Raw genomic sequence first — 26,250 nt, forward strand, 5'->3', positions numbered from 1 at the left:
TGGAGTAAACAGTATGGTTTCTTTAGGTTTAGAAGATAAAGTCATTTTTGTCACGGGTGGCGGTCGAGGAATTGGGGCAACAATTGTCTCTTTATTAACCGAATTAGGGGCAAAAGTTGCTTTTGTCGATATTAATATTCCCGATGATCATCCGGCTGCCTTTGCAACGAAAGCCGATGTCACGAATTTAGAAGAAATGGAGGCTGTTGGCAAAAAAATTGCTAAAAAATTAGGGCCGGTTTATGGGGTTGTGGCTAACGCTGGGATTACCCGTGATAACTTTTTTGGGAAACTGTCTCCCGCCGATTGGGATGCGGTGATTAATGTTAATTTAAAAGGGGTTGTGAATACGATTAAACCCTTTGTTGCGGGAATGTATGAACAAAAATCTGGGTCAATTGTTGCCATTAGTTCAATTTCAGGTGATCGCGGTAATGCGGGTCAAACCAACTATGCCGCAACGAAAGCGGCTGTGATTGGTTTAGTCAAATCTTTAGCTAGAGAAGCGGCGCGTTATAATGTACGGGCAAATGCGATCGCCCCTGGATTTATTAATACCGAAATGACCAAAGTGATCGCCGATAATATCAAAGAAAAAATTATTGCAGAAATCCCATTCCGTCGCTTTGGAGAACCCGAAGATATTGCTTGGGCTTGTGCATTTCTGTTATCTCCAGTTGCTAGTAGTTATGTAACCGGAGAAGTCCTCAGAGTTAATGGAGCCCATCATACTTAAACATCACTCAAGACAGTGGAACAGGCATATTGCCTGTTTCATACCTATTTTGTTTGATTCAAGAAAATGATTAAAAACTCCTCCCGTCTTCAAAGGGAGGGAGGGTGGGGTTCCTCTTAAACAATTGAATTCATGGTGAAAAAAATGGATAAAGAAACCGCAACTTGGAATGATTTAACCGGAAATTGGGTGAATGCTTGGACAGATGCAGGAACTCAAATTTGGAAAGCTTGGTTTAATCAAATGGGAGTAGCAACCGAAGAAAACGGAAATGCGGAAACCAAACCCAATATGACCGCTTTAACAGAACGGTTTACGCAGAATCAACAGTTATTAATGCGTTTTCTGAAGTTGTCTTTTGATGCTTGGCAAGATATTTTACCGAAAGTTCAAGCCGGAGAGGATTGGCAAAAAACCTTAACGAATTATACCGCCCAAATTCGCAAACAATTAGATGATTTTTCCCTCGGAAATCAAAAAATCAATCAAGATACCACTCAACTTTGGCAATTATATTCTCAACAAATCCAAAAATTTAATCAAGTTTGGATGGCTTATATGGAGTCTTCCCTTGGGCCATTAAACCAAACTTGGACAGGAAATAGCCAACCTTGGATCGAACTGAATAACCTGTATTGGGAGATGTTTTATCAACCCACCTTTGGGAATTTTCTGCAAAGTCCCACCCTAGGAATTACACGGGAATTTAATAATAAAATTCTCAAAGGATTTGATCAATGGACAAATCTTTATCGCGCTAGTAACAATTATCAAATTTTATTATCCGATATTCAAGTTAAGTCCTTTGAAGCCTTAATTCAAAAGTTAGTTGAGTTAGCTGAAAAAGGCGAACCCGTTACCGACTGGAGGAAATTCCAAGATCTCTGGAGTATCGTTTCTGATGATATTTTTGAGAAGACTTTTGTTTCGGAAGAAAATCTCAAAGTTCATGGAGATTTTCTCAATGCTTTAAATGCCTATCGCATTCAACAACAAGAATTAATGGAATCTTGGATGAAAGCGATGAATATGCCCTCTCGCAGCGAAGTGGATGAAATTCATAAAACCGTTTATGAACTGCGAAAAGAAGTTAAACGGTTGAAAAAAACTTTGGCAAAGTATGAACCAGAAAGTTAACGGTTGACCTGTTTTGTTAATAGGTTTTTAACAGGCAAGATGCCTGTTCCCCATTCCACAGTCCCTAACTTGAATTAAACCTATGTTACCTTTTTTAACTCAATTAAGTTTGGAAGATACCACCCACGAATATGTGGAGTTAACGCAAAAACTCGTGAAAGGTATGGAAAATTTAAGCCGTTTACGAGAAGAAGATATTGAAGTAGGTTTTTCTCCTAAAGAAGTGGTTTATAAGGAAGATAAAGTGATTTTATATCGCTTTAAATCCCAAGTTGAAAAACCCTTTCAAATTCCGGTTTTAATTGTTTATGCCTTAGTTAACCGTCCGTTTATGGTTGACTTACAGGAAGATCGATCCTTAGTTGCTAATTTGTTAAAATTGGGATTAGATGTTTATTTACTCGACTGGGGATATCCGACTCGCGCCGATCGTTGGTTAACCTTAGATGACTACTTAAATGGTTATCTGGATAACTGTGTCGATTTTATTTGCAAAACCCATCAATTAGACAAAATTAATCTGTTAGGAATTTGTCAAGGGGGAACCTTTAGTCTCTGTTATAGTTCCATGCACCCCGACAAGGTGAAGAACTTAATTGTGATGGTGACTCCCGTTGATTTTAAAATGAAAAATACCCTGCTCAATATGCGGGGAGGTTGTACCCTAGGTTCTGATGCGTTAGATGTCGATTTAATGATTGATGCGATGGGGAATGTTCCCGGAGATTTCCTCAATCTTGAATTTTTGATGCTCAAACCGTTGCAATTGGGATATCAAAAATATTTGGATTTACCAGATATTATGAGCAGTCAAGATAAATTGCTGAATTTTATGCGGATGGAAAAATGGATTTTTGATAGTCCAGATCAAGCTGGAGAAGCCTATCGGCAGTTTTTAAAAGATTTCTACCAAGGCAATAAATTAATTAAAGGTGAAGTTGTGATTGGGGAGAAACAGGTGAATTTAAAAGCGGTGAATATGCCTGTTTTAAATCTGTATGCGGAGAAAGATCATTTAGTAGATCCATCATCTTCTATCGCCTTAAAACAATATGTGGGTAGTAAAGATTATACCGTCCAATCTTTCCCCGTCGGACATATTGGAATGTATGTGAGTGGGAAAGTGCAACGGGATTTACCCCCCACTATTGCCAATTGGTTAAAAGCCAGAGGTTAAGAAAATGTTCTAGGATCTATTGGGGTGATGACTAATCCGTATTGATACAGATTTTAGGAACGAACCCTCCCCAAAAACACCAAGGGGATACTGACTAAAGTTTAAGTTCAGTTCCCCTTTTTGAATATATCTTTCCCAATATTAAGAACTGTAACTAAAAACCTTCACAATCAGAATATTATTTCATTAATATTCATAGTTTATCTTTAAGCAACACTGGATTGAATCGGTAGCAAGCAAACATTAAAAAAACTAAGCTGTTAAGCATCTAAATAGGGTATAATGAAAAACCAAGTTTAGAAAAATCAATCAAAAGATGCCTGCTAAAAATCATTTAAATGAAAAGCAAGTAGAGAAACTACAGAAAAGATTGAAAGAGGAAGAAAATGGACAAATCCGAGAAAGAATCTTGATTTTATTATTGCTAAATGATGGTAAAAAGCAAAGTGAAATTGCCAAGTTTTTGGGCTGCTCATTAAACAAAGTATGTTATTGGTGTGTACATGGAGACCCTGACAAATTAGAAAGCCTAAAAGATGAAAGAATGAAAGGAAATTATAGAAAAGCCACAGACAAATATATAGAGATATTATTAGAAACAGTAGAAAAAGAACCGGAAGAATTAGGATATGAATTTGGGAGATGGACAGGAGAAAGATTGGCAACTTATTTAGAACAAATCACAGGAATCAAATTAAGTAGTTCACAAGTGAGAAAGATATTAAAGGAAAAAAAGTATGTTTATTTGTGGGCAAAGTATAGCTTAGAAGAGAAAAGAGATCCAGAAAAAAGAAAATTATTTAAAGATAAAATAGAAGAATATTTGAAAATAGCAAAAGAAAGTCCAGAACAATTACAGGTATGGTTTTGGGATGAAAGTGGATTTAATTTAAGAGTGATAAAAAGAAAGAATTGGTGTAAAAAAGGGAAGAGGAAACAGATTAGAGGAGACAGGAGGAAAGGAAGAGTTAATGTGATGGGAGGATTGAGGTACTCGGATAAAAAAAGATTTGTAGAATTTCTGGATAAAGGAAATGCAGATAATTTTTATCAAGTGTTAAAAAGTTTTTATCAAGAGCTAATTTATGAATGGGTATTAGCGGGAAATCAAGCAGAAGAATTTGTAGAAAAAGGAGCTAAGATCCTGATTATTCTTGACAATGCAAGTTTTCACAAAAAAGAAGAGTACCTAGAAAAAATTAAAGCAGAAATGCCGAATGTCTATTTAGAATTTCTTCCAGCATATAGTCCAGATTATAATTTAATTGAATTAGTCTGGCATTCAGCTAAAGAATATATAGCTCATCGACTCTTTAAATCAGTTGATGAGCTAGAGTGTTTATTACATCAGCTTTTAAATGAAGGACAGTTATCTATTAAATGGGGACGTAAACTTAAAAACAAAGGTAATGCTATAATCACAGTTTAAATACACAACAGCTTAATCTTAAAGGTTCATCAGGAACTTTTTTTTCAACGAAAGCAAGGCTAGACTAGATTCATGTTAAAACTAGCAGTTTAAATTTCCCTAAAATAGGCATTCTGCCTGCTAGTCAGGGATTTTAATGTGCTAAAATTTAACGCCTCGGTTTCAATGTGACCTCAAAAGAAGGCTTGTATGCGAACCCTTTCTCCTCAATCTTTTTCCCATTTTCCTAAGCCTTATCACCCCCATCTTCCCATGAGGATTGTTGCTCTCGGAGACAGTCTAATTTATGGATTTGGTGATCCCGTTGGTGGGGGTTGGGTAGAACGCTTACGTCGCCTGTGGATGTCTCCCAACCATCCCGGTCATGCCCTCTATAATTTAGGGGTGCGAGGAAATGGTGTCGCTAAATGGTGTCGCTCAAGTTTCCCAACGGCTGGAAAAAGAATGGAGTCACCGAGGAGAATTCCGAAATCGTCAGCCTGAATTAATGATTCTGTCCGTTGGGGTGAATGATTCTCCCCGGTTAGGACGAGCAAATGGAAGGCCATTTACAGAATTTGAACACTTTCATACCCAACTGAATCATTTGTTAGATCAAGCCGTCAATTTGTGTCCGGTTTTCTTTGTGGGAATGGTGCCTGTGGATGAAAGTAAGATGCCATTTCTCGATTGTTTTTATTATAATCACGCTGACCAGTACCGCTACAAACAAGCCACCCAGTTAGCTTGTGAACAACGTCAGATTCCCTATCTCGATATTTTTGACCTGTGGTTGAAACGAGGAGAACATTGGCGACGGCTACACTTAAGTGCTGATGGTCTTCATCCCAATATCCGAGGCTATCAAGCCTTATTACACGATATTCTCAACTGGGAACCCATGTCTGGTCTTCACACCTATCTGCCTTCTTGGGAAACCAGCGCTTGATAGGGATTAATAAAACTAATCACAGAATAGCAAATAGGGGGAAAACTTAAGGTACAGACGTGAAAAAAAATTATACAATATAAGAGTAAGGAGAAAAGCTAAGTTGTTTAGATTCCAGAAGATTAAGTTGTTCAAAATTAAACCTACTTAATTTCTGAGTCACAACGTTCTATTTCTACTCCACTATGGGGTTAATTCTCCTCAACTAACACCCGATTAGAGATAAGGCGGTGAGCAAAACAGTAAAAATAGACGAATTTCCCGCAAACGCAATGTTCGGGGAATACTCCACAAACTAACAAGACTAACCCCTATCAGGAGTTGAAACCATGACTAGCAAATTAGAATTTCAAGTATTTTTTGAATCTGCCCTCCTATTCTTCGGCTTTTTATTACTTTCCTTGCTTTTATAAGAAGATATAAGGGTATAGCACTACGCATTAAAATTGTAGTAGAGAGACGCGCCATGGCGCGTCTGTTCCCTGTTCGGTGTTCCCTAACGCTATAGATGGCACAGGTAGCGATCGCTATTGCCAACTTTAGGGTTTGTTCGCAGATAATCGTAAACCCAATCACAAGCTCGATCAATCAGGTTATCCAAATCGAGATTCCACATAATTAAGGTTTTATCCCGACTGGCGGACACTAAAACCTGACCATCGGGACTGAAGCTAATCCCCATGACGCCATCCCGATGGCCGACTAATGTTTTTAATAATGTGCCATCCTGACGACTCCAGAGTTTAACCGTACCATCAAAACTGGCTGAGGCAATTAACTGACTATCGGGACTAAACACTACACTGGTTACACTATCACTTGATCCCTTTAATAATGTTTTGAGATAGTTCCCCTTGCTATCCCACAGTTTAACCGTATTATCATAGCCGGCGGACGCAATGACTTGACCATCGGGGCTAAAACTGACGCTGAGAATCAAACCTTGATGGCCCGCAATCGTTTTTAACAAAGTTCCCTGATGATTCCACAGTTTAATCGTTCCATCGTCACTAGAAGTCACAATCACTTGACCATCCGGGCTAAACGTAACACTATTAACCCATAAATGATGTCCAATTAAGGTGTGTAATAATTCCCCCTGGCGGTTCCACAATTTCACTGTTTTATCCTTACTGGCTGTGGCAATCGTTTCCCCATCAGGGCTGAAGGTAACACTCATAATGCTATCATCATGAGCAATCCAACTGTTGAGCAATTGAATTGATTCTACGGAAACTCGCTTTTTCTGAACAGGTAACGCCGTTGTCCTGCGATTAAACAGCCAAGGAATTCCCCGGAACATCCCAAACTGAAATAACCGCCTAGAGGATGTTTGGGGGGTTTCGGCATCAGCACTGAGTTGCCACAATTTCACCGTATGGTCATAGCTGGCTGTTGCTAACAGTTCACCATCCGGGCTAAAACTCACCGTCGCCACCCGATCTTGATGTCCGGTTAATGTCGTTAATAATGCTCCTGTACGACTCCACAACTTCACGGTTTTATCCTGACTCGCCGAGGCAAATATCTCACCATTAGGGCTAAAACTTACCCCTAAAACTCGATGTTGATGTCCAGTCAGGGTTTTCAGAGGAATGTGATCAATATTCCATAGTTTTACCGTTTTGTCATAACTAGAAGACGCTAAAGTCTTGCCATCGGGAGAAAATTGAACATTCGTGACTTTATCCCCATGTCCTTGCCATTGTTTTAATAACGTTCCTTCCACTGTCCATAAATAAATATTCTTATCGTCACTAGAAGTCGCTAATAATTTGCTATCGGGAGAAAAATGAACCCCATAAACTCTGGAGCCATCTCCCTTTAAGGTTTTTAACAGTTGACCGCGACGGTTCCACAGTTTCAGCGTTTGATCTTGTCCCACCGTGGCTATGAATTTACCATTGGGAGAAAATTGGACTTTATAAACCGTTTCCTTCGGATCTTGGGTATGGTCTAAATTGTAGAGAATTGTTCCATCCAATTCCAAAATGGTTACCATGCCATTAGCAAGAGCGATGGCTAAAACGCCACCATCAGGGCTAAACGCCACGGACGTTAACGCCGCCCCATTCACAAACGTTCGTAATAATTTCCCGTCTCGACTCCATAATTTTAATTGATGATCTTCAGATACCGAAGCTATCAAACGGCCATCCGGTGAAAAGGTGACACAGGAAACGCTTTTGTGATGACCTCGGAGTGTTACTAAGGGAACAGACATCTGGCCCCTAACTTTTGTTACCTCCGCCTCTAAAGACCAAAGTTTAATTATTCCATCCTGAGATGCAGAGGCGAGTAATTGACCATCGGGACTGAAACTAACGCTCGTGACACTGGCGGTATGACCGACTAAGGTTTGTAAAAGTTGACCTTCAGGTGTCCACAATTTAACGGTTTTATCAAAGCTCCCAGAAGCCATGGTTTTACCATCGGGACTAAAAGAGACATCCCAGGCGACATCCAGATGTCCTTCTAAACGGTTGCGTTCTCCAATACCATACACCGCCTGCTGTAATGTGGCTGCAATTCGAGTTTCCATCGTGGTCAGTTCAGGACTCTGGGCTGTTGTGGCTTTCAATTGTTGAAATTGTCGAGCCGCCCTTAAAGCTTCCATTAAGGCATCAAACTTATATTGTGAGAAGAAAAGTGCTTCGGAAGAAGCCGTTAAGGTTGCTAAATCTGCCAGTTGTTTTTGTTGATCAGCCCGTCGCTGTTGATGAGTCGCTACTTTTGTTGTAAAACCCAATAATAGGGCAACCACCATCGAAACACCTAACAACTGTTGTAAGAGTTGATTGCGTTTTAACAATTGCTCTCGACTCATTTTTTCTAAAGCGGCTTCTGCTTGATATTTTTCAGCTTGAACTTGGTTTAAACGCTGCTGAATATCTTGCTGGCGCTGTTGTTCTTGCAAGGCATATCGTTGGCGAATTGGTAATACTAAATAATCATGCAGCAATTGATATCGATCTTCCGGTTCCTCCCGTCTTCGTAACAGCAAACCGGATTCTAATATTACATCAATAAAGGCTTCAGGTTCCTCCCGATCTTCAACAATTGTTGACAGCTTGGCACTGAGTTTGCAATGCCCTGAGCTTGCCGAAGGGTCGAAGTGTTGACCACCCGCTAAAATCGTGTTGATCCCCCCATCTCCTAGTCCCCTAGTCCCCCCATCCCCTAGTCTCCCCGTCCCCTTGTCCCCCCATCCCCTTGTCCCCTTGTCCGCCTCTTCTTGTCTCCTCCTAGCGGCTGTAATTAATTCAGCTTTTGTTTTAATGGGGCGAGTAAATTTTTCATCTGTTAAGGCAAATAACACTTCCCACGCCGCATCTTCGTTTTCTTGACCACAATCTTGAATCACTTGTTCAATGGAATGTTTAATTAATTCGGCTTTGGGATTAAGTCCCAATTTTTGATAAGCCGATAAGGTGGTAATTCCATGTTCTCCTTCTTCCTGAAGTTGAGCACCCACAACTTGCAATTCAATGGGTCTAACTTCTTGACGTTCATCCGCTAAATCGGCGACTAAAGCATTAATTAAAGCGGGTTCTAATTTTAATTTAGCTCGTTGCGTTAATCGGTCAATCACTGTTTTTGCTTCAGCTAAAGTAAAATCTCGCAAATGATAGCGGATTTTTTTGTCCAAAATGTTATTATTAATTGCTTCTAAATTTAATAAATAATCACATTCCAAAAGATAGTGAAGATAATCTTCCCTTAAAGAAAAAATAATTTTAACAAACGGTAAATCCAAGCAAATTTTCAAAAAATCATAAAATATTTTTCGTCTAGCTTGATGCTGAGAGACAAAAAAGAATTCTTCAAATTGATCAAAAATCAAAACCGTTAGTAAATTTCGATCTGCATTTTGAGTCAATTGTTTTAACACAAAAGAAGACGAATCAAGAATAAAAGAATTAGCTGTTTCTGCGGTTTTTTGGAAAAAGTTAATCGGTTTAGTTGAGGATTGAGCAATCACGTTATACCAGAGTTTTTTAATGGATTCATCAGGATATTTGAAGGTATCACAATTCAGTAAAGCATTGGCTAAATTACGTTCTAATTCTCTGGCCCAATCCGTATAACCCTGAATCACAACGGGTAAACAACCTCTAGCACTAATCGCCGTATTCTTCAAGGCTGGAACTAAACCTGCATTGACTAAAGAACTTTTGCCCACGCCAGAACGCCCATGAACAATAATCAATTTGTGATCATCTCGACTTAATCGATGCAGCAAATTCTGAATATCCTGTTGGCGACAGGATGCCATCATTTCTTCCGCAATAGTTACGATATTTTCCCCATGAAGACTAGAGGGATTTATCGCTTGTTTAGGCGGTTGAAGTTGGGCAGCCCCAATAAACGCTCGGAATCCATATTGATGCTCAAGTTCTCGTTGTTTTTTCTTGATTCTAAACGCTTTACGATACTGACCTTGATGATAGTAAATATTCCGTAATTCTCCCAAAATATCCAGATACAACTGTGGATTATATTGAGGTTTTGTTTGCTCTAAAGCTAATTCTAATTCTTGCCGCGCTTGTAGCCATTCTCGCTGCTGTTGATAACAGCGTGCTAATAATAATAAACATTGTCCTCGACTTGCTGTTCGATTCAATTCGGGTAAAATTGTTAACGCCAATTGCGCTAAAGCAAGGGCTTGATTCCATTGCGACCGTCGTAACGCCACCTCTGCCATAAACCCATAATCTTGAGCGAGTTGGCTAGCGGTTCCATAAATCAGGTGCATTTTTAACCCAGAGATGGCTAATTCTTGTAACTCCTCCCATAATTGTAAACGTTGTAAAACTTCTCCTAAATGGGAGAGAACTCCTGCTGCTAAATCCGGTCGTCCAGCTTGTTCAAAAATCTGCTGACTTTGCTCAAAATAATTTTTAGCTTCCAGTAATAATGTGTGTTTTATCCCTGGATTTCTTGTAGCTTGAATGCAATAAGTTAAGGCAATATGAAAGAGAACAATTCCCTGACGGTTGACCGTGAACCAACACCCTACATCTTTCTGAAGACATTCATGTTGTAGAAAAGCTAAACTTTGTTGATAATGTTGGCGAGCTTTTTCACTGTGGTCATTAGCATCGCAATCTTGAGCGAAAATAAACTGACGAAACGCTTCTAACGCTGGGTCTAATTCATAACCTCGATTTTGTAAATCTTGCCAATGGAGTTCAAGTTCTCGGCGACGATTAGAATTGATGGCAAAGTCAGACGGATAACTCCGAGAAACGGAAGATTGAAAGGTTTGTTGTGTTTCCGGTTCCCAAGCTTTAATTTTGAGTTCTGCCAAGGTAAAAAGGGTATTAGCTTGTAATTTTAAATAATCTAATAACTCCGCCGTTGTTAATTGAAATTTAATCGTTGCGGCTGCCCAACTTTTAAAATCCGGTGCTAGACGAATTAACTGTGTTGCAATATCATCGGTAATCCATAAAATCACAGGAAAATTAAATTGTTTACGAAATTCATCCCGAACTTGATTCGTTGAACTCAGAAGAGCATCGAGATTTTCAACGGTTTCTAACCCTAGAATCATCAATGCTGACGGGGAATGGGTTTGAACGTATTCTGATAAGGTTGTATACAGGGTTGACGTTTGAGCAGAGAGGATGAGAAGTTCAATTGTAATTTCAGAATCAGCTTGTACAGCCTGAAGCACTTGTTGTCTGAGTTGACTAGAATTGCATCGCACTAAGACTAAGGAAAATTGTCCTTGAGATAGGGAAACCGAGCGCACTAATCGATGTAAACCTTGTTGATTAACTGAGGCTACTGCTTGAGAATCCAATAGTCTATTCATAGGAAGATTGCACACTGAGGGTAAAAATACTATATTGACGCTCAATCTTTAATTCTGTCGAAGTTTGGGTTTCTCCTGCCGAATTTTCTGCTTCCTATCAAACTGAAATTAACGAGTCAAGGAAACAATCGGTTAAGGAGGTGATTATCCATCAAAGTTCTGGGGGGTTTACTGGTAATATTATTGAGATTAAAACCCAGAAACACCCTAGAGCATTTCGCCATAGAAACCTAAAATTCCCCATCTCGGAAATTAGGTTTCTCTACATCCCCAAAGTAGAGAGTTTGAAAAAATAGATTGAGTGTACGGAAGTAATCTATACTTCACTATACTTTATTCCCATGAGTCTACTGTAGCGTAAATCATCACAATTGGAAAGAAAAAAACAAAAAAAGCAACATTAAGTTGAATTTAAACTACAATTGGCTACTGATGCAGCTTTTGGGAAGGGAATTAAAGCCCTCCATGCTCTAACAATTATAGCAAAAGTATATCATTAATCAAATACAAGAACAGGTTGAATATAAATTTAACTTTCCTTTACAATATTAAAAAAATATTAAAAAAAGTTATCAAAACACAGAGATTTTGCGCTTCTCCCCAAAATTCATCAAAGAATGGGGATCAAAAAATCACCTTTGTCGAGACAGGAAGCACCGGGGAGTAGGATGTGAACCGTTGAAGGTGTTTACCCTAACACACCCTACACCCCCCTAGCCTCTGACCCCCTAGACTTGTTTCCAAATTTCTTGAATATCGTCTGGAAGCCACCCTGTAATTTCTTCAATTCGTTCTTTAGAAAGTTCAGCTTTTGTTGCAGAAAATACAGCTTTAATCACGGTTTCTGCATTGGTTGTTGGAGGTAAACCCCCTTCATTGGCCACACGAACTAAAAATTTTTCCGAATCAATTCCTGATAGACCAGGCCCTTTTAAAGGGGGACGAATCCGGCTTAAAAAACCGACAATCGGATTAGTATCTTCCCATAACTCGGCAATTTCCATTTGGAGTCTTTTATTAGAAGTTGGCATCACTTCTTTATGTAATTCTTCAGCAACATGGTCGGCGGTTTCTGTACTCATAACATCCCGCATGACCCGAAAGACAACTTCTGTAATATCTCTGGCATCATAGAGATCAGAAAGACCTCCTTCAGTCATAACTTTTTCTAAAAATGGCTGATGTTTTTCTGAAATTTCAACATTCGCATCCGGTTGTTTTTGTTGGGCTTGTTGTGTCGTCATACTTTAACCTCTTTTAAAAGTTTAACTGTATTTAAGACAGTAGAGGAGAAACTGTAGAAGTGAATCTTTCAAAAGATAGGTGTATTAAGTTTTTTTTAAATTATATCTTTGGATATAACATATTAATTTTGGGGTTTGTCAAGATGAAATTATGAATACAAACCAACGTTTAGCGACTTTAAACCGTATCCGTAAACTCAGCCGTTTAATGGATACTTCGATTCGCCTTCCGGTAATTGGTTTTCGGATTGGTTTAGATCCGATTATTGGTTTAATTCCCGGTTTCGGAGATATCATTGATACTGCTTTTTCAGGGTATTTAATTTATTTAGCTGCCCAATTTAAGTTACCGAATTCAGTATTAGGTTGGATGGTTTTTAATATTGTATTAGAAGCTATATTAGGAACAGTCCCTTTGGTAGGGGATATCTTTGATGCTTTCTATAAATCTAATATTCGCAACTTGAATTTATTAGAAGAACACCTGAACAATACAGAACCCGAATTAAGCCAAGTTGAGCCAATGAATTCAGCTAAGAAAGAAAAAATAACGGTCTGATTTTAGCAGAAATCCTCTATTTTTATGTTCATCAACTCCCAATATGATTCAGTAGAATGGGGATAGCCCATCCTACTTGTTGATTTTATTTAATGGTATGGGTTTCTTTGTTTTTTAACCCTTCTTTTCCATGCTCTAAACGCAATTCTCCTGAAGGTTCAGACCGTTTCCAGAAGGGAGTCTCTTTACCCATTGGGCCTTTTGCAGGAGTCACACCGCCATCGACTAACCATAATGCACCTGTAACATAACTGGCTTCATCGGAGGCCAGAAACGCATAAACATTAGCAACTTCTTCCGGTGTACCTCTTCGCGCTATTGGTGTTGCTTGAATTAAAGTTTTTTCCATTTTTTGATCCATCGGGCCAGTTTCTTTATGTGTCCAAGCGGTATCAATTGCCCCCGGACACACACAATTTGCCCGAATTCCATGTTTAGCTTGTTCAACTGCAACCCCCATCATAAAAGAGTGCATCCAGCCTTTTGTACCTCCATAAGGTGCATTTTGAGCGAGTCCATTAAATCCCGCTTCTGACCCAGCCGAAATAATATTTCCGGCGGTTTTTCTTAAGTGAGGAATAGCATATTTAGTCATTAAAAATGCTGACCGAATATTCATCCGAATAGTCTGATCAAAATCGGTAATGGGATAATCATCAATTTCTGCATTGGTTAAGAATACACCCGCATTATTCACTAGAATATCCAGCTTTCCAAACCCATCAATTGTCGCATCAATGCACCCTTGAGCCTGGGTTTCAACGGATACATCCCCAGCATAAGCCATTGCTGAACCGCCAGATTTCCGAATCAATGCAGCGACAGATTCAATCGGATCATCGGGTAAACCATTAACAATTACTTTAGCACCTTCTTTAGCAAATTTATGGGCGATCGCTTCCCCAATTCCAGTTCCAGCCCCTGTAACAATTGCCACCTTATTTACCAGCCGTCCTGTTAACCCATCCATAATTTATTCCTAATAAATTCTCCTCTCCCACTGTTGTTAAATAGCATCAAACTTTCCTCTATCTTCAGTTAGATTCTGGAAGTTTATTAATTCCTGATTGCTCTTGTTGCATCTTAAACAGCAATCAACTATTGTCAACCTCAAGGCATTGCTGTGATCGAATTAATTTAAACGTTTAACAGCCTCTGAGTTCAGATCCTCGGAGGCTGTTAAACTTGGGCGTTTTTACTTTTAGGATTGAATATTTTAATCCCCTTTTATCAGAGGATTATTTACAAAGTTATTATACTGTTGAAATTTTTCATCCTTTCGGATTGCTTCAATTATAAGCATAAAAACTTGGGATTTCCCCCATTTCTTAATAAAAACTTTACCTTTTACTTAAGTTTACAATTACTTGAAACCCCTATGGATAATAGGGTAACAGGAGAATTAGCATAAATAATTCCATGATTTCAAAGCAGCAATCTAAGTGCTTTTTTTCGTCAGACTTCCGTATTTTCTCGTAGTGTCATCCCTTGGAATGCTACGGACATAGGATTTAATTTCGTCCAAGGTATAGCGCGTCTCTACTAAATCCAGCAAACTCATTTCCTGTTCCCTGCGAAGCACTGAGCTTGTCGAAGTGTTCCCTGTTCAATTAGAATTGTCAGATAGGTTCACAGGGGGTGAAACCCTTGATAGATGGGCAACAGAAAGAAGCTGAACCAGAAAATGTAACAGAAAATCAATCCTGTAGAGGTATTCCTAAAACTTTCTAAAAATAGAATAATCAAGCTAAATAAAATTGATTGGCATTAATTGGTGAGTACCTTTCTTTACAATAGGCACTTACCATTTCTTAGGGAAATCCATACAATTAATAAATATAATAAATAAAGGGGTATGAACAATCAAGGCAAATTGCAGATTTTATATTTTGCTTTAGAAGATGTAGTATCTTCAATTTGTAGTCTTAAAGATTGTTATTATAGTTTGGATTATAATTGTGAAAATTTATTGAGTGAACTCATTAAAGAAGGAGAAAACGCTTATCAAAATAATATCACTCTAATCCCGACAAAAAGGGTGATAGAGGGATACATGGGAAAACTAGAAACAGAATATTTAGATATCATTTATCTGCTCTGGTTTGCCTTAAGTTTTGGATTAGCTAAATATTTTTCGATTAAAGCCAAAAAACCTAATTTACTTCAAGAAATAGATGACAGGTTGAGATTAGCATATCATAAATATTCGTCAGAAAAATCTCCTGAGACTTGGGAAAAAATTTATTCAATAGTTAAATTCAACCTACATAAAGATTGACTTAAGGGAATGGGGCAACCCCAGAGTTAAGGTTGATGACCTCATGGAATTGAGTAGGATTTCAACTCCATAAAAAACCCCCTGGGTTGCCCTCTAAATAACTAACTTTGAAAGTTCAGGACTTAGGCTTCCCCGTGTTCTGGGTAAAAATGACGAGTGCCTAACACTCTGCAAATAAACACTCGTCTTGCTACCGCAATGAACATACGAAAGGATTAATTCATTATTTCATTTCTACAACGGTGAAGACATACCCCTACAGTAACGGTTTTCTGTTACATTTTTTGGTTCAATTCCCAATCAGGTGAAGATAAAATACGGGCAGAAATTATTCTGATATCAACTCAAGAATAGCACTCCATCTCAAACCCAGAGGCTTTACAGTTCAGATGGACAACCATTGGGCAAAATTGTTCGATTTAAAATAGCATGGTTGAGATTAATATCAGGGGGGATAACTTTAGTTAAAGCTGCCCACTTGAGATTCGTTCCGTTGAGTTTGGCTCCTGTTAAATTCGCTCTTAAAAGAATAGCTCCTCTTAAATCAGCATCCGTCAAATCAGCATCACTTAGGTTACAATCAGACAAATCTGCACCCATCAAATTGGCTTGACTTAAATTTGCCCCATCCAGATTGGCTTGACTTAATGAAGCATGATTCAAATTGGTGTTTGATAAATTTGCTTGAGTCAGGTTGGCATAGGTTAGGTTTGCTTCTGTTAAGTCTAAGCCACTAAAATTTTTTCCACCTTCTAAATAGCGCTTCCAAAATATATTAAAGCTCATATTCTTAGAGTCGATTTTTAGGTTTAGGTTTTAATGTTCAACTTTAGCTTGTATTCCATTGAAGAAATCGGCATAGTATTTAACTCCCAATGAGCAGTTATTTATCAAGTGATTACTTCTCTTGATAGTCTAAGATTTACTGATAAACTGAATCACACAAAAGAATTAAAGTGTATATCCTCAGAATGTATTCCTCAATACCAAGTCTGAACCCAAAGGGAACAGGGAACAGGGATAATACTTCTGGCTGTTTCATATCCGTTGTAAATGAGCACAACCTCCATCTCGAAGGCGCGGATTGCTATATTTAAGTAAAGTTTAATCTTGCTGAAAGTTTCTATCAAGAGATAGAGGTAATTCTCAACTAATATTTTTATATTGAAAGATGATAAATAAAAATAAAAAATAGGAGAATGACAATGGGTTGGTTAAGCCGATTATTTGGTCGTCATGAAGAAGAAAAAGCTAAAACTGCTCAACCTGTACAAAATGTTCAGGCGAGTGCTCCCGCAACAACAGCAACCGCTACAATTCCACCTGAACGGATGGGTTTAGATGGGAAATATGATCAAAGTGGTTTAGCAAAACGAGTGGCTTATGCGTTTGATCAAGATTCTGAATTAGATGATATGGATAGCGTTTGGGTTGCTCAAACTGATAGTACAGTTGTGTTAAAAGGGAAGGTTCCCAGTCAACAACTGTTTAGTAGAATGGTGACAGTTGCTAAAGGCGTTAATGGAGCAACTTCAGTTGATACTAGCCAATTAACGGTTGGTTAATTCTTAATTTTTAAATTCCTAAAAGCAGCAAGGTTGAAGTAATGCTTTAATCTTGTTGCTTTTCGTTTAAAAACAATCCGTTATTTTATGACTTCAGGAAGATTTTTATTGCTTTCCTTGCTGGTAATCTGAATTTGTCCAGGTAAAAAAAGAGATTAAACCGTGATTAATACGAGTTTATTCAAGGGTGCAAAGCCTCGTAATCTGCAAAAAAATTCATTTTATCAAATTCTGAGCCAAAAACTATTTTCCTTAGTTTTATTTCGTCCCTTCATTTTTTTAAGTCTACTTCAGGGTTTAGCATTGGTTGAGTTGATTACATTTTTGGCTTCAAATCATAATCAACCTAATGTGGGTTCAGAACAACCTATAACTGTTAAAATAGTATCCACTTCTGAACCTAAAAATCCTGTTAAAATCTCGAATTTTAAGGCAAATGAATTATTTTTAACTCCTAATTCCTTGGGTGTAATTGCAATTGGACTAGCAGAAGGGACACGAACCGTTCAGGGAGGATTTACACCCCAATATTTTGGACATCGAGATTCTGGAAATGCAGCGTTAAATTTAGGAACTTTTGCCTATCAACATGAAGCTTCATCACCTTTAGAAGCTGATTTAAAACAAATTAAAAAATTAAGGAAATCCACAGAGCGACTTCAGCAGGAAGCTCAACTTAAAAATTTGCGATTAGGATTATTTGAACTGTTAGCAGGGATTGATTTAATTAACCAATCTCCCGCAGCCGGAAATGCTTATATTTCGTCTCTTCAAGATTGTAAAACCCAATATCTCTTAGAATATGATGTTGTATTATGCGCTCGAATTCAATCCTATCGGAATCCCGATACAGGTGAGATAGAAGCGGCAGGATTTAATAATGATTTAGAACAGTTAAAACAAGATCAACAGCGACGGCTTCAGAAGATTTCCATTGTCCTATCTCAACACAATCTTGAACCTGCTCAAAATTAAAATCCTTTCTAGCAAAAAGTGAACAAATGGCAGTATTATAGAGGCTGTCACCCGTGAATGATGAATTGAGCAGGACATGACTGAACCAAAAACTGAAAAGTTAACTCGTGCTTTAAATCAACTAATTGAGGAACATGGAATTAGAAGTGTTGTCCATTCTTTAGCGGATCATTGTTTTAATGAAGCTGAATTTCTACGCCAAGATCGCAGTACAGATTTGGCTCAAAATTGGCAAGAGATTGCTGAGGGATTACAACGGATCATTGATCAGTGGGAATCCTAAATTTTGGCAGATTGAGGGTATTTAAAAATAAAGCTTTTCAACACATTAAAGGGTGGTTTTGTTCCTTAAACCGCCCTGAATTTTAAATTAAACGTTATCGACAGAATGTGACACTTTAAACAGAAAACTCAAAAACTCATACGGAATCAAAACTCAATCCGGTGAAATAATATAACTATATTTGCTCTCTCTTTCCTTCTTAAGCTAATAATATGACCAGTTTCCAACCTGTTTTTTTAGATATTACCCAGCATTGGGCACGTCCTTTTATTCAACGGTTACAAGCTCAAGGTTTAATTAATGGGTTTAAAGATAACACATTTCGCCCAGATCAAAACCTAACTCGTGCGGAATTTGCGACTCTTCTAAAAGCTGCATTTCCTACTCCTGCTAAACGTCAATATATCCAATTTAGTGATGTTACCAAGGATTTTTGGGCTGCAAAAGCCATTCAAACCGCTTACGAATCTGGATTTATTTCGGGGTTCCCTGATGGACGGTTTTATCCTCAAAATCCGGTAACTCGTTTACAAGTTTTATTAGCATTAGTATCAGGTTTAAACTTGGCTACAGGTGATCATTTAAACTTAGAAGATCTTTATACTGATGCGGATCAAATTCCTAATTATGCAACTCAAGCAATCATTACAGCAACTCGTTCTCAATTGGTAGTTAATCATCCTAATCCTGAAACATTCAATCCTAATTTAAACGCTACTAGAGGAGAAGTAGCTGCTATTATTTATCAAGCTTTAGTGTTGCTTAAAAAAGCTGATCCTATCATTTGTCAATATAGTATAGAATTATCTAAACCCGGAATTATCCGCACCGGAACCCATCTTTCTGTCAATGGTCGAAAATGGAAGTTACCCTGGAGTCAGTGGAGTTCTGGAACCGCAACGAATACAGGAATTAGTGATAAGGGAATTATCCAAGTTTTAGGGATTAATCCCTTAAACACAACCGATGAAAACTCGCAAACTGTCAATTGGTTTTCTTCAACTCCCTATAAATTCCAGACAACTTGGGATACAGAATATCGCTATTTAAAAATTAATCAATTAGCGGAATTATCAGGATGGGATTTAGAAATACAGGATCAAACCTTAAATATTGTTTCTAAATTGGGAACTGTTCAAGCTTTAACCTTTGAAGAACAGCCTAATCGTTCTCAAATGATGGTAACATTAAATCAACCGACTCCTTGGGAACTTTATCAACAAAATACCCCATGGGAAGTTGTGGTTGATGCGGTCACTTCTGCGACCGTTGCTAAACCGTTTCAAGAACAATCTCAACCCACACCCACTTCAGGAACTTCTGAACAACAAAATGAAGGCGAAACCGCAGGAACCACAAAAAAACCCTCTCGACCTATTGTTAAAATTGCCAATAATCAAACGGTGATTCAAGGAACCTTACCCGATGGTTATGGGGTAAAAGTTTCTACCTTAAATAATCCTAACCGAATTTTAATTGAACTCCGACAAGATGCGTTAATTGAACGGGATATTACCTGGACAAAAGGATTGCGTTGGCGACAACAATATATCACCTTAAATAATAGCCGTTTTCCGGTGGTTTGGTTAATGTTAACTCCGGGTTCAAGTTTGAATTTACGTCCGATTTGGGCAAATCTAACGGGAATGAAAGGGATTGACAGTTTAGCGAAAACTGTAGATAATTGTCAATGTCTAGCAGCAATTAATGGAGGCTATTTTAACCGAAATAATCTCTTACCATTAGGAGCAATTCGTCGGGATGGAAAATGGTTTTCAGGGCCAATTTTAAATCGAGGTGCGATCGCTTGGAATGATGCCGGACAAACTAAAATTGCCCGTTTGAGTTTAAAAGAAACCTTAATCCCATCATCAGGACAACGGTTAGATTGTGAATTAATGAATACAGGTTATGTAAAAGCTGGAATTGCTCGATATACTCCCGAATGGGGTGAAAGTTATACCCCTTTAACGGCGAATGAAATTGTTATTGTTGTGGAAAATAATATTGTTAAACAACAAATTGAATCAACAAATACTACCACTGCCATTGCAATTCCTAAAAATGGCTATTTGTTAACCTTGCGATCATTTCGTAGCGCCTTAAGTTCGTTTTCAGTGGGAACATCTATTACGATAGAATCCCAAACCACACCCTCGGATTTTAATTTATTTCCCCATATTTTAGGCGGGGGGCCATTATTATTACAAAATGGACAAGTCGTAGTTGATGCAGTCGCTGAAGGGTTTAATATTTGGTTTGCGGATCAATCTGCTATCCGTAGCAGCGTCGGAATTACCGCCAAGGGAGAATGGTTAATTGCCGCCGTCCATAACCGTGTGGGGGGTGTGGGTGCTAAATTAACAGAAATGGCACTCCTGATGCAGCAACTCGGTGCCACAGATGCGTTAAATTTAGACGGAGGAAGTTCCACCAGTTTAGTCTTAGGAGGTCAACTGTTAAACCGAATTCCCGATACAGCCGCCCCGGTTCACAATGGTTTAGGGGTATTTCGCCGATAAACAATACTCAGGGAGAGAAGAGTATGTTAAGCTATAACGCTAATATAGATTACAGTTCCTATCTCCCCTTAAGTCTGTTTTAATTACATCACAAATTAGGACAAAATTAGGAATAGAAAACTTTTTCTTTTCTGATTCTTAATTTTATAGCAGTCGCGCCTAACAGTGATTGACCAAGACTGATGCAGCCAACCAAGGGACGTAAAATCTTTTCCTCCCTGTTCCCTGTTCCCTGCTATAACTGCTAAATTCTTAATTGCGGACTCCTGCCATGATAACTCCGGGTGAATTGAATTATTACTATAAAGTGTTAGATCTTAAGCCTGGTGCCTCCTTAGAATTGGTGGATCAGGCTTATAAAGACTTAGCATTTATTTGGCATCCCGATCGCATTCCTGAAGAAAATCAACGATTAAGAAAAATCGCTGAGGAAAAACTCAAAGAAATTAATCAAGCACGGGATAAATTACGTTCTTTATTGCGTCGTTCTTCATCGAATTCAACTCAACGCTCATCAACGGTTCAGCGTTCAGAATCCTATGCTAAATCGTCCTCTAATGGTTCAGGACATTCAACTTATAACACCCATCAACGTGCGTCTTCTTCCTATCAATCTTCGACCTATCAAAGCCGCGTAAAAACTCCTGGAAATGAAACTTTTCAACGTCCACAAACTCCTGTAAATTCCCAACCACAAACGCCTCCTCGTCCTCCTTCTCCTTCTCCTTCTCCTCCACCACCTCCCCCTAAACCCACAGAATTAAGTGGATTAAGCTTTAAAGGAGAAGACTTAAAAGAACGGGATTTTTCTAGTCGAAATTTAAGCGGTGCAGACCTCAGCGAAGCCGATTTAAGTGATGCGTTTCTGCATAAAGTTAACTTAAGTGGTGCTTGTTTATATAAAGCCAATTTATTTCGAGCGAATTGTTTACAAGCTAATTTAACTTATGCTAATTTACAAGAAGCTAATTTAATTGGGGCTGATTTAAGTGGGGCGGATTTAAGATGTGCTAATTTAACCGGAGCAAAAGTAGGAATTGGCGATAAAATTATGGTAAAATTAACAGGTGCTCAATTACAAGGGGCAATTTTACCTGATGGTACGGTTCATCCACAATAAAAATTTAGGATGGATTGATCTGAAAAATAGATGGGTTAAATTGGGTTAATCTATTGTCATCTGCGATCGCAATTTTCAACCTTGAATCAAAAAGCTTTTAATGCTTTAACAATTCAGAAACCAATCAATAATTCACCTGTAGGGGTTGGGTCTTCCAACCCAGATCCTAAAGGGTTTGGAAACCAAACCCCTACAATATTTTTTAAATTCTACATTTAAACGGGATTAGGATTGATTTAAAATAATATTAATTTGTTTCTGAATATCATCTAATTTTTGACGTTGTTGATCAATCCAAGCTTTTTCGGCTTCTCGTTGTTCTTGGGTTTCTTGTTCATATCGGTTTTGTTTTTCTAAAAAATCATTGTAGAAATTAATAATGTTGGTTATAGTAATCAATGCAAAATCAAAGCATTCAGAAAATCTTGAAGCCATATTGTCTAATATGATTTTCTTGATATCATTAACAAAATCATTAAATTTCTCTCTTTTAATCAAAGAAGATCCTTCTTTTAAAAATGCACCCCAAACTGGTTTTATCCACTCTTGCATAAGATTACTACTTTGACCTTTTATATTAATTAAATAGTTTTTCTCATAAGAAAATAAACTAGGATTAATTGCAATATTAGCTTGCTTTTTGAAATCAAGTAAATTAATTATATTTAAGATATAATCAAAGCTTAAATCAGATATGACTTCACTTAAAAGATCTAAATTAGTATTGATTAGGCTGATCATCTCATTATTGATAACTTTTATTGCCTTTTCTAACCCTTGAATCATACCATCTTTATCTGAATAACCCAAGTCTTTTTTATATGTTCCGGTTTTACTATCTTTAAACCATGTTTCCTTAAGCTGTTCACATTGATTTAACCATGAATTTTTAATTTCTGGGATTACTTCTGTTTGACATTGATTCTGTAACTCACGAATTCTAAAATCAATAGCTGTTAATTCTCCTATTTGTTCCCAGAGTTCAGACTTAGGGACAGACATAATTCTAGGTTTACTATTCCAGACATCTTCAGCATGATCTAAATCTTTATAACTAACTTCCATTAATTCTTTTAATCTGGCTGCGGACTGTTTTAACTCCTCAGTACAGGATTGAATCGACTGATTTAACTCTGTTGCAGATTGTTTTAACTCGGAAGATTCACCCGGATTATTTTCTACAGAAATCGTTGATTCAGTAATAGACTCGAAGATATTTAAAAATTCATTCATTGCAGCCAACCTCAATAAAGCATACAGTTCTACTGTACAAGATTAAAGATACAATTCACTCACTTAGTAATAAACTATAACCTATTTATCTGTAATTATACGGTTGAATAAAAACAAATTTGTATATATATTAATTAATTTTCCGTAAAAATACTTAAATCATTTAAACAAAATTTTTATAACTTAAAAATTTAGCAATATTCGTTAATTTTTAGAGGATAATGAGTTTACAATAATTAAAAAGTTAGGTCAAAAATGATGTCTTTTTTCAGTCCTTCCATGCAATTTGTATTTCCCCCTGCAATTCAAGAAGGTTTAGCCAAGGGTGTCTATGAGTTAGTTTCTTCCAACTCAGGAGTACCTTTAAGTATGGTTAGATGGGCGAAAGGAACAGCCAATGCGGGTCAGTTTGCAGGTCACGCCATTGGTACAATCATGAATGATAGTCCCCTAGCACCCATAACCGCACCTGTGGAAGTGGGTATGGGTCTAGCTCAAATGTATCAGGTTCATCGAGGATTTCAGAAAACCTATCAAGGAATTAACCAGTTACAAGCAAGTCTCGGAGTTCTACAATCAACGACTGCGGTTATTGGTGTCGGTGTAGCGGTAACGGGTGTTCTTACTGCGGTAAATTTATATCAAACTTTAAAGTTAAGAGAAGATATCAAACAACTTAAATTAACGGTAATGGGAGGATTTATTGATCTCAAATCAGCCTTAAAAGATCAGGGAGACAGTATTATTAAACGTATTGATGAAGTTGCAGAAGATATTAAATATAATAATCATCGTTTGATTTTAATACAAGCTTATGGCAAATTCATCATAGCCTTAGATCGGTTTAAATTAGCGATAAAATTTGAAGAAGTTAATGATAGAAATCATCAAATTCAAGGAGTTTTAAATACTCTCTATGATGCTTTAGCTGACTACTCTAACCCCCATTTATTAGAAAAGACTTGTGCTGCGGGTCAACTGCGTCGGATGGAATGCGCTTGGGCGATTGAACAAGCCATTATTGCCGCTTATCAAGCTCAAAATCAATTAACAGCAGTTAATGAACACCTTGAACAACTGCAAAATAAAATTCATCGAGAATTACTTAATATTATTAATCAATGTAGTTCCGAGGAAGAACTCGATTTTCTATTTCCTGAAATCGCCCGGATTAAAATTCATGATTGTACCGCTTTAAAATCTTGGCAAGATCATACCAATTGGTTTAAAAGCTTATCGGCTGATGAACGAGAACAATTAGCAATGTTAGAACCTGGAACATCAGAAGCGGTTAATTTAGAATTACCGCAAAATGACTTAGCTGTAAAACCCTTAGAAATGCAAATCTATGAAGAATTAAAACAAAAATCTCACTATTCGGCTTTACGAGATCAATTAAAACTTATCGTTAAACCTGAATTACGCCGAGATTATGAATCTTATATTTTTAATAAAGCGATCGCCAAAGGTTTAAATGGATTAGCCCCTAAAAATTGGGAAGAAGTACCGGATTTAACTGTTGCTAATCTTTACCATTATTTTCAAGTTCAAGCTTGAATTTTAATAACGCTCAAAGTAATATATTTTATGGTAGGGGTTGGGTCTCCCAACCCAGACTCTACAGGGTTTGGAAACCAAACTTCTATCACTGCTTCGGACTCATCTCCTACACTATTTCTCACCCAGACCCTAGAGGGTTTGGAAACCAAACCCCTACAGTTAAAATAGTATTGTTACTAATAAATTTATCGAGTTTTTAACCTAAATAAGCTTGTTTAACTCGTTCATCTGTTAATAACTCAGAAGCTTTTCCAGTTAACGTTAAACAACCCGCTTCTAAAACATAACCTCGATCCGCAATTTCTAAGGCTAAATTGGCATTTTGTTCTACTAATAAAATTGTAACACCCGATTGATTCAGTTGACGAATCACAGAGAAGATTTCTCGAACAATTTGGGGGGCTAATCCTAAACTCGGTTCATCTAATAATAATAACTGAGGACGACTCATCACCGCACGAGCGATCGCTAACATTTGTTGTTCTCCCCCACTGAGGGTTCCTGCTAATTGATGTTTTCGTTCAGCTAACCGGGGAAAGGTGATAAATTGTTTTTCAATATCTGTTTTAATTCCTAAGCGATCGCTGCGGGTATAAGCTCCTAATTCTAAATTGGTTAATATCGTTTGTTGAGATAGAATTCTCCGACCTTCTGGACTTTGGGCGATACCCATTTTAACGACTTGATCCGGTCGTAAATTCGTGATATCTTTTCCTTGATAAATTAGTTTTCCTTGACGAAGGTTAATTAAGCGAGAAATCGTTTTTAACGTGGTACTTTTACCCGCCCCATTTGCACCAATTAAAGTGACAATTTCTCCTTGATTGACGACAAGATTAATATCTTTTAAAGCTTGAATCGAACCATAATTAACAGATACATTCACTAATTCTAACATTATTTATTCATCTCCTAAATAAGCTTCAATGACCGCAGGATTATTTCTCACAATTTCTGGTTCTCCTAATGCAATGAGTTTACCAAAATCTAAAACCGCAATGTGATCGCACAACCCCATCACTAACGGAACATGATGTTCAATTAAAATTACCGTTAATTGGAATTGTTTAGCAATTTGGCGAATTAAATCACTGAGTTCTTTTTTCTCACTGGGGTTCATTCCTGCGGCTGGTTCATCTAATAATAATACTTTGGGTTCTAAAGCTAACGCACGAGCAATTTCTAAGCGTCGTTGGTCGCCATAGGCAAAATTACGCGCTTTTTGTTCCACTCGATCTGCTAATCCAAAAATTGCTAATAATTCTCTAGCTTTTTCATAGTTTTTTTGTTCAATTTGTACCGCTTGAGGTAAACCTAAAATCCCTGAAATCAGATTAGATTGGTTGTGTATATGACGAGCGATCGCTACATTTTCTAAAGCGGATAAATTACCAAATAACCGGAGATTTTGAAAGGTTCGGGCGATTCCTTTTTCTGCAATTTGATAAGGTTTTAATTGAGTTATAGGATGATTTTGATAAATCAATGAACCCTTAGAAGGCGGAATTAACCCGGTAATTAAATTAAATAATGTGGTTTTTCCGGCTCCATTGGGGCCAATTAAACCGAATATTTCTTGATTTTGAACGGTAAAAGAGACTTGATCAACCGCTAATAAACCGCCAAAATATCGGGTTAAACCTTGTACTTCTAAAATCGGTTGTACTGTTGATGAACTCATCG

General features: G+C 37.6%; 21 protein-coding genes. 14 read left to right on the forward strand and 7 right to left on the reverse strand.

Translation table 11 applies throughout. The features are described 5' to 3' along the window. The first annotated feature begins 13 nt into the window (after nucleotides 1–13). The 6 genes from phaB (at nucleotide 14) to NMK36_RS16370 (ending at nucleotide 5,407) form a co-directional block, all read left to right on the forward strand. Nucleotides 14–736: an acetoacetyl-CoA reductase PhaB gene (gene phaB / locus NMK36_RS16350; RefSeq protein WP_072716889.1), complete on the forward strand. Its 723-nt coding sequence runs from the start codon at nucleotides 14–16 to the stop codon at nucleotides 734–736. Between the two features lie 144 nt (nucleotides 737–880). After that, nucleotides 881–1,873, forward strand: a complete 993-nt coding sequence (gene phaE / locus NMK36_RS16355; RefSeq protein WP_072716899.1) for a class III poly(R)-hydroxyalkanoic acid synthase subunit PhaE — start codon at nucleotides 881–883, stop codon at nucleotides 1,871–1,873. Between the two features lie 82 nt (nucleotides 1,874–1,955). Continuing rightward, the gene (locus NMK36_RS16360) at nucleotides 1,956–3,050 is read left to right on the forward strand and encodes a class III poly(R)-hydroxyalkanoic acid synthase subunit PhaC (RefSeq protein WP_072716888.1); all 1,095 of its coding nucleotides are present in this window, start codon (nucleotides 1,956–1,958) and stop codon (nucleotides 3,048–3,050) included. Nucleotides 3,051–3,366: 316 nt separating this feature from the next. Further along, a complete protein-coding gene (locus tag NMK36_RS16365; protein ID WP_254172743.1) occupies nucleotides 3,367–4,479 on the forward strand; it encodes an IS630 family transposase in 1,113 nt (370 codons plus the stop codon). 189 nt (nucleotides 4,480–4,668) lie between these two features. Then, complete coding sequence (locus tag NMK36_RS29120; protein WP_438822824.1) at nucleotides 4,669–4,962, forward strand: hypothetical protein; 294 nt, start codon at nucleotides 4,669–4,671, stop codon at nucleotides 4,960–4,962. Continuing rightward, on the forward strand, nucleotides 4,874–5,407 hold the full coding sequence (locus NMK36_RS16370; RefSeq protein ID WP_438822825.1) for a GDSL-type esterase/lipase family protein: 534 nt from the start codon (nucleotides 4,874–4,876) through the stop codon (nucleotides 5,405–5,407). The genes NMK36_RS29120 and NMK36_RS16370 overlap by 89 nt, the downstream gene beginning before the upstream one ends. 502 nt (nucleotides 5,408–5,909) lie before the next feature. Here the strand turns inward: NMK36_RS16370 and NMK36_RS16375 are convergent. Together NMK36_RS16375 and NMK36_RS16380 are read right to left on the reverse strand one after the other, a co-directional pair. After that, nucleotides 5,910–11,228: an nSTAND1 domain-containing NTPase gene (locus NMK36_RS16375; protein WP_072716886.1), complete on the reverse strand. Its 5,319-nt coding sequence runs from the start codon at nucleotides 11,226–11,228 to the stop codon at nucleotides 5,910–5,912. 728 nt (nucleotides 11,229–11,956) lie between these two features. Next, the gene (locus NMK36_RS16380) at nucleotides 11,957–12,472 is read right to left on the reverse strand and encodes a DUF2267 domain-containing protein (RefSeq protein WP_072716885.1); all 516 of its coding nucleotides are present in this window, start codon (nucleotides 12,470–12,472) and stop codon (nucleotides 11,957–11,959) included. A 151-nt stretch (nucleotides 12,473–12,623) separates the two neighbouring features. Between NMK36_RS16380 and NMK36_RS16385 the strand changes: the two genes are divergently transcribed. Then, nucleotides 12,624–13,031 carry a DUF4112 domain-containing protein gene (locus NMK36_RS16385; protein ID WP_072716884.1) on the forward strand — a complete coding sequence of 136 codons (408 nt, stop codon included), beginning with the start codon at nucleotides 12,624–12,626 and terminating at the stop codon, nucleotides 13,029–13,031. A gap of 85 nt (nucleotides 13,032–13,116) precedes the next feature. Here NMK36_RS16385 and NMK36_RS16390 read toward each other — a convergent pair whose 3' ends face one another. Further along, a complete protein-coding gene (locus NMK36_RS16390) occupies nucleotides 13,117–14,001 on the reverse strand; it encodes an SDR family NAD(P)-dependent oxidoreductase (protein WP_072716883.1) in 885 nt (294 codons plus the stop codon). Nucleotides 14,002–14,886: 885 nt separating this feature from the next. Here NMK36_RS16390 and NMK36_RS16395 point away from each other — a divergent pair. Continuing rightward, entirely contained in the window at nucleotides 14,887–15,309 is a 423-nt protein-coding gene (locus tag NMK36_RS16395) for a hypothetical protein (protein WP_254174189.1), read from the forward strand. Nucleotides 15,310–15,687: 378 nt separating this feature from the next. Here NMK36_RS16395 and NMK36_RS16400 read toward each other — a convergent pair whose 3' ends face one another. After that, on the reverse strand, nucleotides 15,688–16,095 hold the full coding sequence (locus NMK36_RS16400) for a pentapeptide repeat-containing protein (RefSeq protein WP_254174190.1): 408 nt from the start codon (nucleotides 16,093–16,095) through the stop codon (nucleotides 15,688–15,690). Between the two features lie 419 nt (nucleotides 16,096–16,514). On the opposite strand from NMK36_RS16400, the gene NMK36_RS16405 reads away from it, so the two are divergent. From NMK36_RS16405 to NMK36_RS16425, 5 genes are all read left to right on the forward strand, one after another. Further along, the gene (locus NMK36_RS16405; protein WP_072716879.1) at nucleotides 16,515–16,874 is read left to right on the forward strand and encodes a BON domain-containing protein; all 360 of its coding nucleotides are present in this window, start codon (nucleotides 16,515–16,517) and stop codon (nucleotides 16,872–16,874) included. Between the two features lie 162 nt (nucleotides 16,875–17,036). Further along, nucleotides 17,037–17,849 carry a hypothetical protein gene (locus tag NMK36_RS16410; RefSeq protein ID WP_072716878.1) on the forward strand — a complete coding sequence of 271 codons (813 nt, stop codon included), beginning with the start codon at nucleotides 17,037–17,039 and terminating at the stop codon, nucleotides 17,847–17,849. 76 nt (nucleotides 17,850–17,925) lie between these two features. Then, nucleotides 17,926–18,132 (forward strand): hypothetical protein, encoded by a 207-nt coding sequence (locus NMK36_RS16415; RefSeq protein ID WP_072716877.1) that lies wholly within the window; start codon nucleotides 17,926–17,928, stop codon nucleotides 18,130–18,132. Nucleotides 18,133–18,344: 212 nt separating this feature from the next. Next, on the forward strand, nucleotides 18,345–20,654 hold the full coding sequence (locus tag NMK36_RS16420) for an S-layer homology domain-containing protein (protein WP_254174191.1): 2,310 nt from the start codon (nucleotides 18,345–18,347) through the stop codon (nucleotides 20,652–20,654). A gap of 271 nt (nucleotides 20,655–20,925) precedes the next feature. After that, nucleotides 20,926–21,774, forward strand: a complete 849-nt coding sequence (locus NMK36_RS16425; protein WP_254174192.1) for a pentapeptide repeat-containing protein — start codon at nucleotides 20,926–20,928, stop codon at nucleotides 21,772–21,774. Nucleotides 21,775–21,999: 225 nt separating this feature from the next. Here NMK36_RS16425 and NMK36_RS16430 read toward each other — a convergent pair whose 3' ends face one another. Beyond that, complete coding sequence (locus NMK36_RS16430) at nucleotides 22,000–23,007, reverse strand: hypothetical protein (RefSeq protein ID WP_254174193.1); 1,008 nt, start codon at nucleotides 23,005–23,007, stop codon at nucleotides 22,000–22,002. A gap of 255 nt (nucleotides 23,008–23,262) precedes the next feature. Between NMK36_RS16430 and NMK36_RS16435 the strand changes: the two genes are divergently transcribed. Then, nucleotides 23,263–24,564 carry a hypothetical protein gene (locus tag NMK36_RS16435; RefSeq protein WP_254174194.1) on the forward strand — a complete coding sequence of 434 codons (1,302 nt, stop codon included), beginning with the start codon at nucleotides 23,263–23,265 and terminating at the stop codon, nucleotides 24,562–24,564. Between the two features lie 199 nt (nucleotides 24,565–24,763). Here NMK36_RS16435 and NMK36_RS16440 read toward each other — a convergent pair whose 3' ends face one another. After that, entirely contained in the window at nucleotides 24,764–25,465 is a 702-nt protein-coding gene (locus NMK36_RS16440; RefSeq protein ID WP_254174195.1) for an ABC transporter ATP-binding protein, read from the reverse strand. 3 nt (nucleotides 25,466–25,468) lie between these two features. Beyond that, complete coding sequence (locus tag NMK36_RS16445) at nucleotides 25,469–26,248, reverse strand: ABC transporter ATP-binding protein (protein WP_254174196.1); 780 nt, start codon at nucleotides 26,246–26,248, stop codon at nucleotides 25,469–25,471. Nucleotides 26,249–26,250 lie beyond the last annotated feature (2 nt).

Origin of the sequence: Planktothrix pseudagardhii, assembly GCF_904830925.1 — a bacterium.
GTDB classification, from domain to species: Bacteria; Cyanobacteriota; Cyanobacteriia; order Cyanobacteriales; family Microcoleaceae; genus Planktothrix; species Planktothrix tepida.

What these genes read in the sequence shown, in the direction of transcription:
- NMK36_RS16440 (WP_254174195.1), bottom strand. Translation starts at nt 25,465, where the DNA reads ATGTTAGAATTAGTGAATGTATCTGTTAATTATGGTTCGATTCAAGCT.
- NMK36_RS16380 (WP_072716885.1), bottom strand. Translation starts at nt 12,472, where the DNA reads ATGACGACACAACAAGCCCAACAAAAACAACCGGATGCGAATGTTGAA.
- NMK36_RS16405 (WP_072716879.1), top strand. Translation starts at nt 16,515, where the DNA reads ATGGGTTGGTTAAGCCGATTATTTGGTCGTCATGAAGAAGAAAAAGCT.
- NMK36_RS16400 (WP_254174190.1), bottom strand. Translation starts at nt 16,095, where the DNA reads ATGAGCTTTAATATATTTTGGAAGCGCTATTTAGAAGGTGGAAAAAAT.
- NMK36_RS16445 (WP_254174196.1), bottom strand. Translation starts at nt 26,248, where the DNA reads ATGAGTTCATCAACAGTACAACCGATTTTAGAAGTACAAGGTTTAACC.
- phaB (WP_072716889.1), top strand. Translation starts at nt 14, where the DNA reads ATGGTTTCTTTAGGTTTAGAAGATAAAGTCATTTTTGTCACGGGTGGC.
- NMK36_RS16435 (WP_254174194.1), top strand. Translation starts at nt 23,263, where the DNA reads ATGATGTCTTTTTTCAGTCCTTCCATGCAATTTGTATTTCCCCCTGCA.
- NMK36_RS16365 (WP_254172743.1), top strand. Translation starts at nt 3,367, where the DNA reads ATGCCTGCTAAAAATCATTTAAATGAAAAGCAAGTAGAGAAACTACAG.
- NMK36_RS16375 (WP_072716886.1), bottom strand. Translation starts at nt 11,228, where the DNA reads ATGAATAGACTATTGGATTCTCAAGCAGTAGCCTCAGTTAATCAACAA.
- NMK36_RS29120 (WP_438822824.1), top strand. Translation starts at nt 4,669, where the DNA reads ATGCGAACCCTTTCTCCTCAATCTTTTTCCCATTTTCCTAAGCCTTAT.
- NMK36_RS16425 (WP_254174192.1), top strand. Translation starts at nt 20,926, where the DNA reads ATGATAACTCCGGGTGAATTGAATTATTACTATAAAGTGTTAGATCTT.
- NMK36_RS16385 (WP_072716884.1), top strand. Translation starts at nt 12,624, where the DNA reads ATGAATACAAACCAACGTTTAGCGACTTTAAACCGTATCCGTAAACTC.
- NMK36_RS16360 (WP_072716888.1), top strand. Translation starts at nt 1,956, where the DNA reads ATGTTACCTTTTTTAACTCAATTAAGTTTGGAAGATACCACCCACGAA.
- phaE (WP_072716899.1), top strand. Translation starts at nt 881, where the DNA reads ATGGATAAAGAAACCGCAACTTGGAATGATTTAACCGGAAATTGGGTG.
- NMK36_RS16420 (WP_254174191.1), top strand. Translation starts at nt 18,345, where the DNA reads ATGACCAGTTTCCAACCTGTTTTTTTAGATATTACCCAGCATTGGGCA.
- NMK36_RS16430 (WP_254174193.1), bottom strand. Translation starts at nt 23,007, where the DNA reads ATGAATGAATTTTTAAATATCTTCGAGTCTATTACTGAATCAACGATT.
- NMK36_RS16370 (WP_438822825.1), top strand. Translation starts at nt 4,874, where the DNA reads ATGGTGTCGCTAAATGGTGTCGCTCAAGTTTCCCAACGGCTGGAAAAA.
- NMK36_RS16390 (WP_072716883.1), bottom strand. Translation starts at nt 14,001, where the DNA reads ATGGATGGGTTAACAGGACGGCTGGTAAATAAGGTGGCAATTGTTACA.
- NMK36_RS16395 (WP_254174189.1), top strand. Translation starts at nt 14,887, where the DNA reads ATGAACAATCAAGGCAAATTGCAGATTTTATATTTTGCTTTAGAAGAT.
- NMK36_RS16415 (WP_072716877.1), top strand. Translation starts at nt 17,926, where the DNA reads ATGACTGAACCAAAAACTGAAAAGTTAACTCGTGCTTTAAATCAACTA.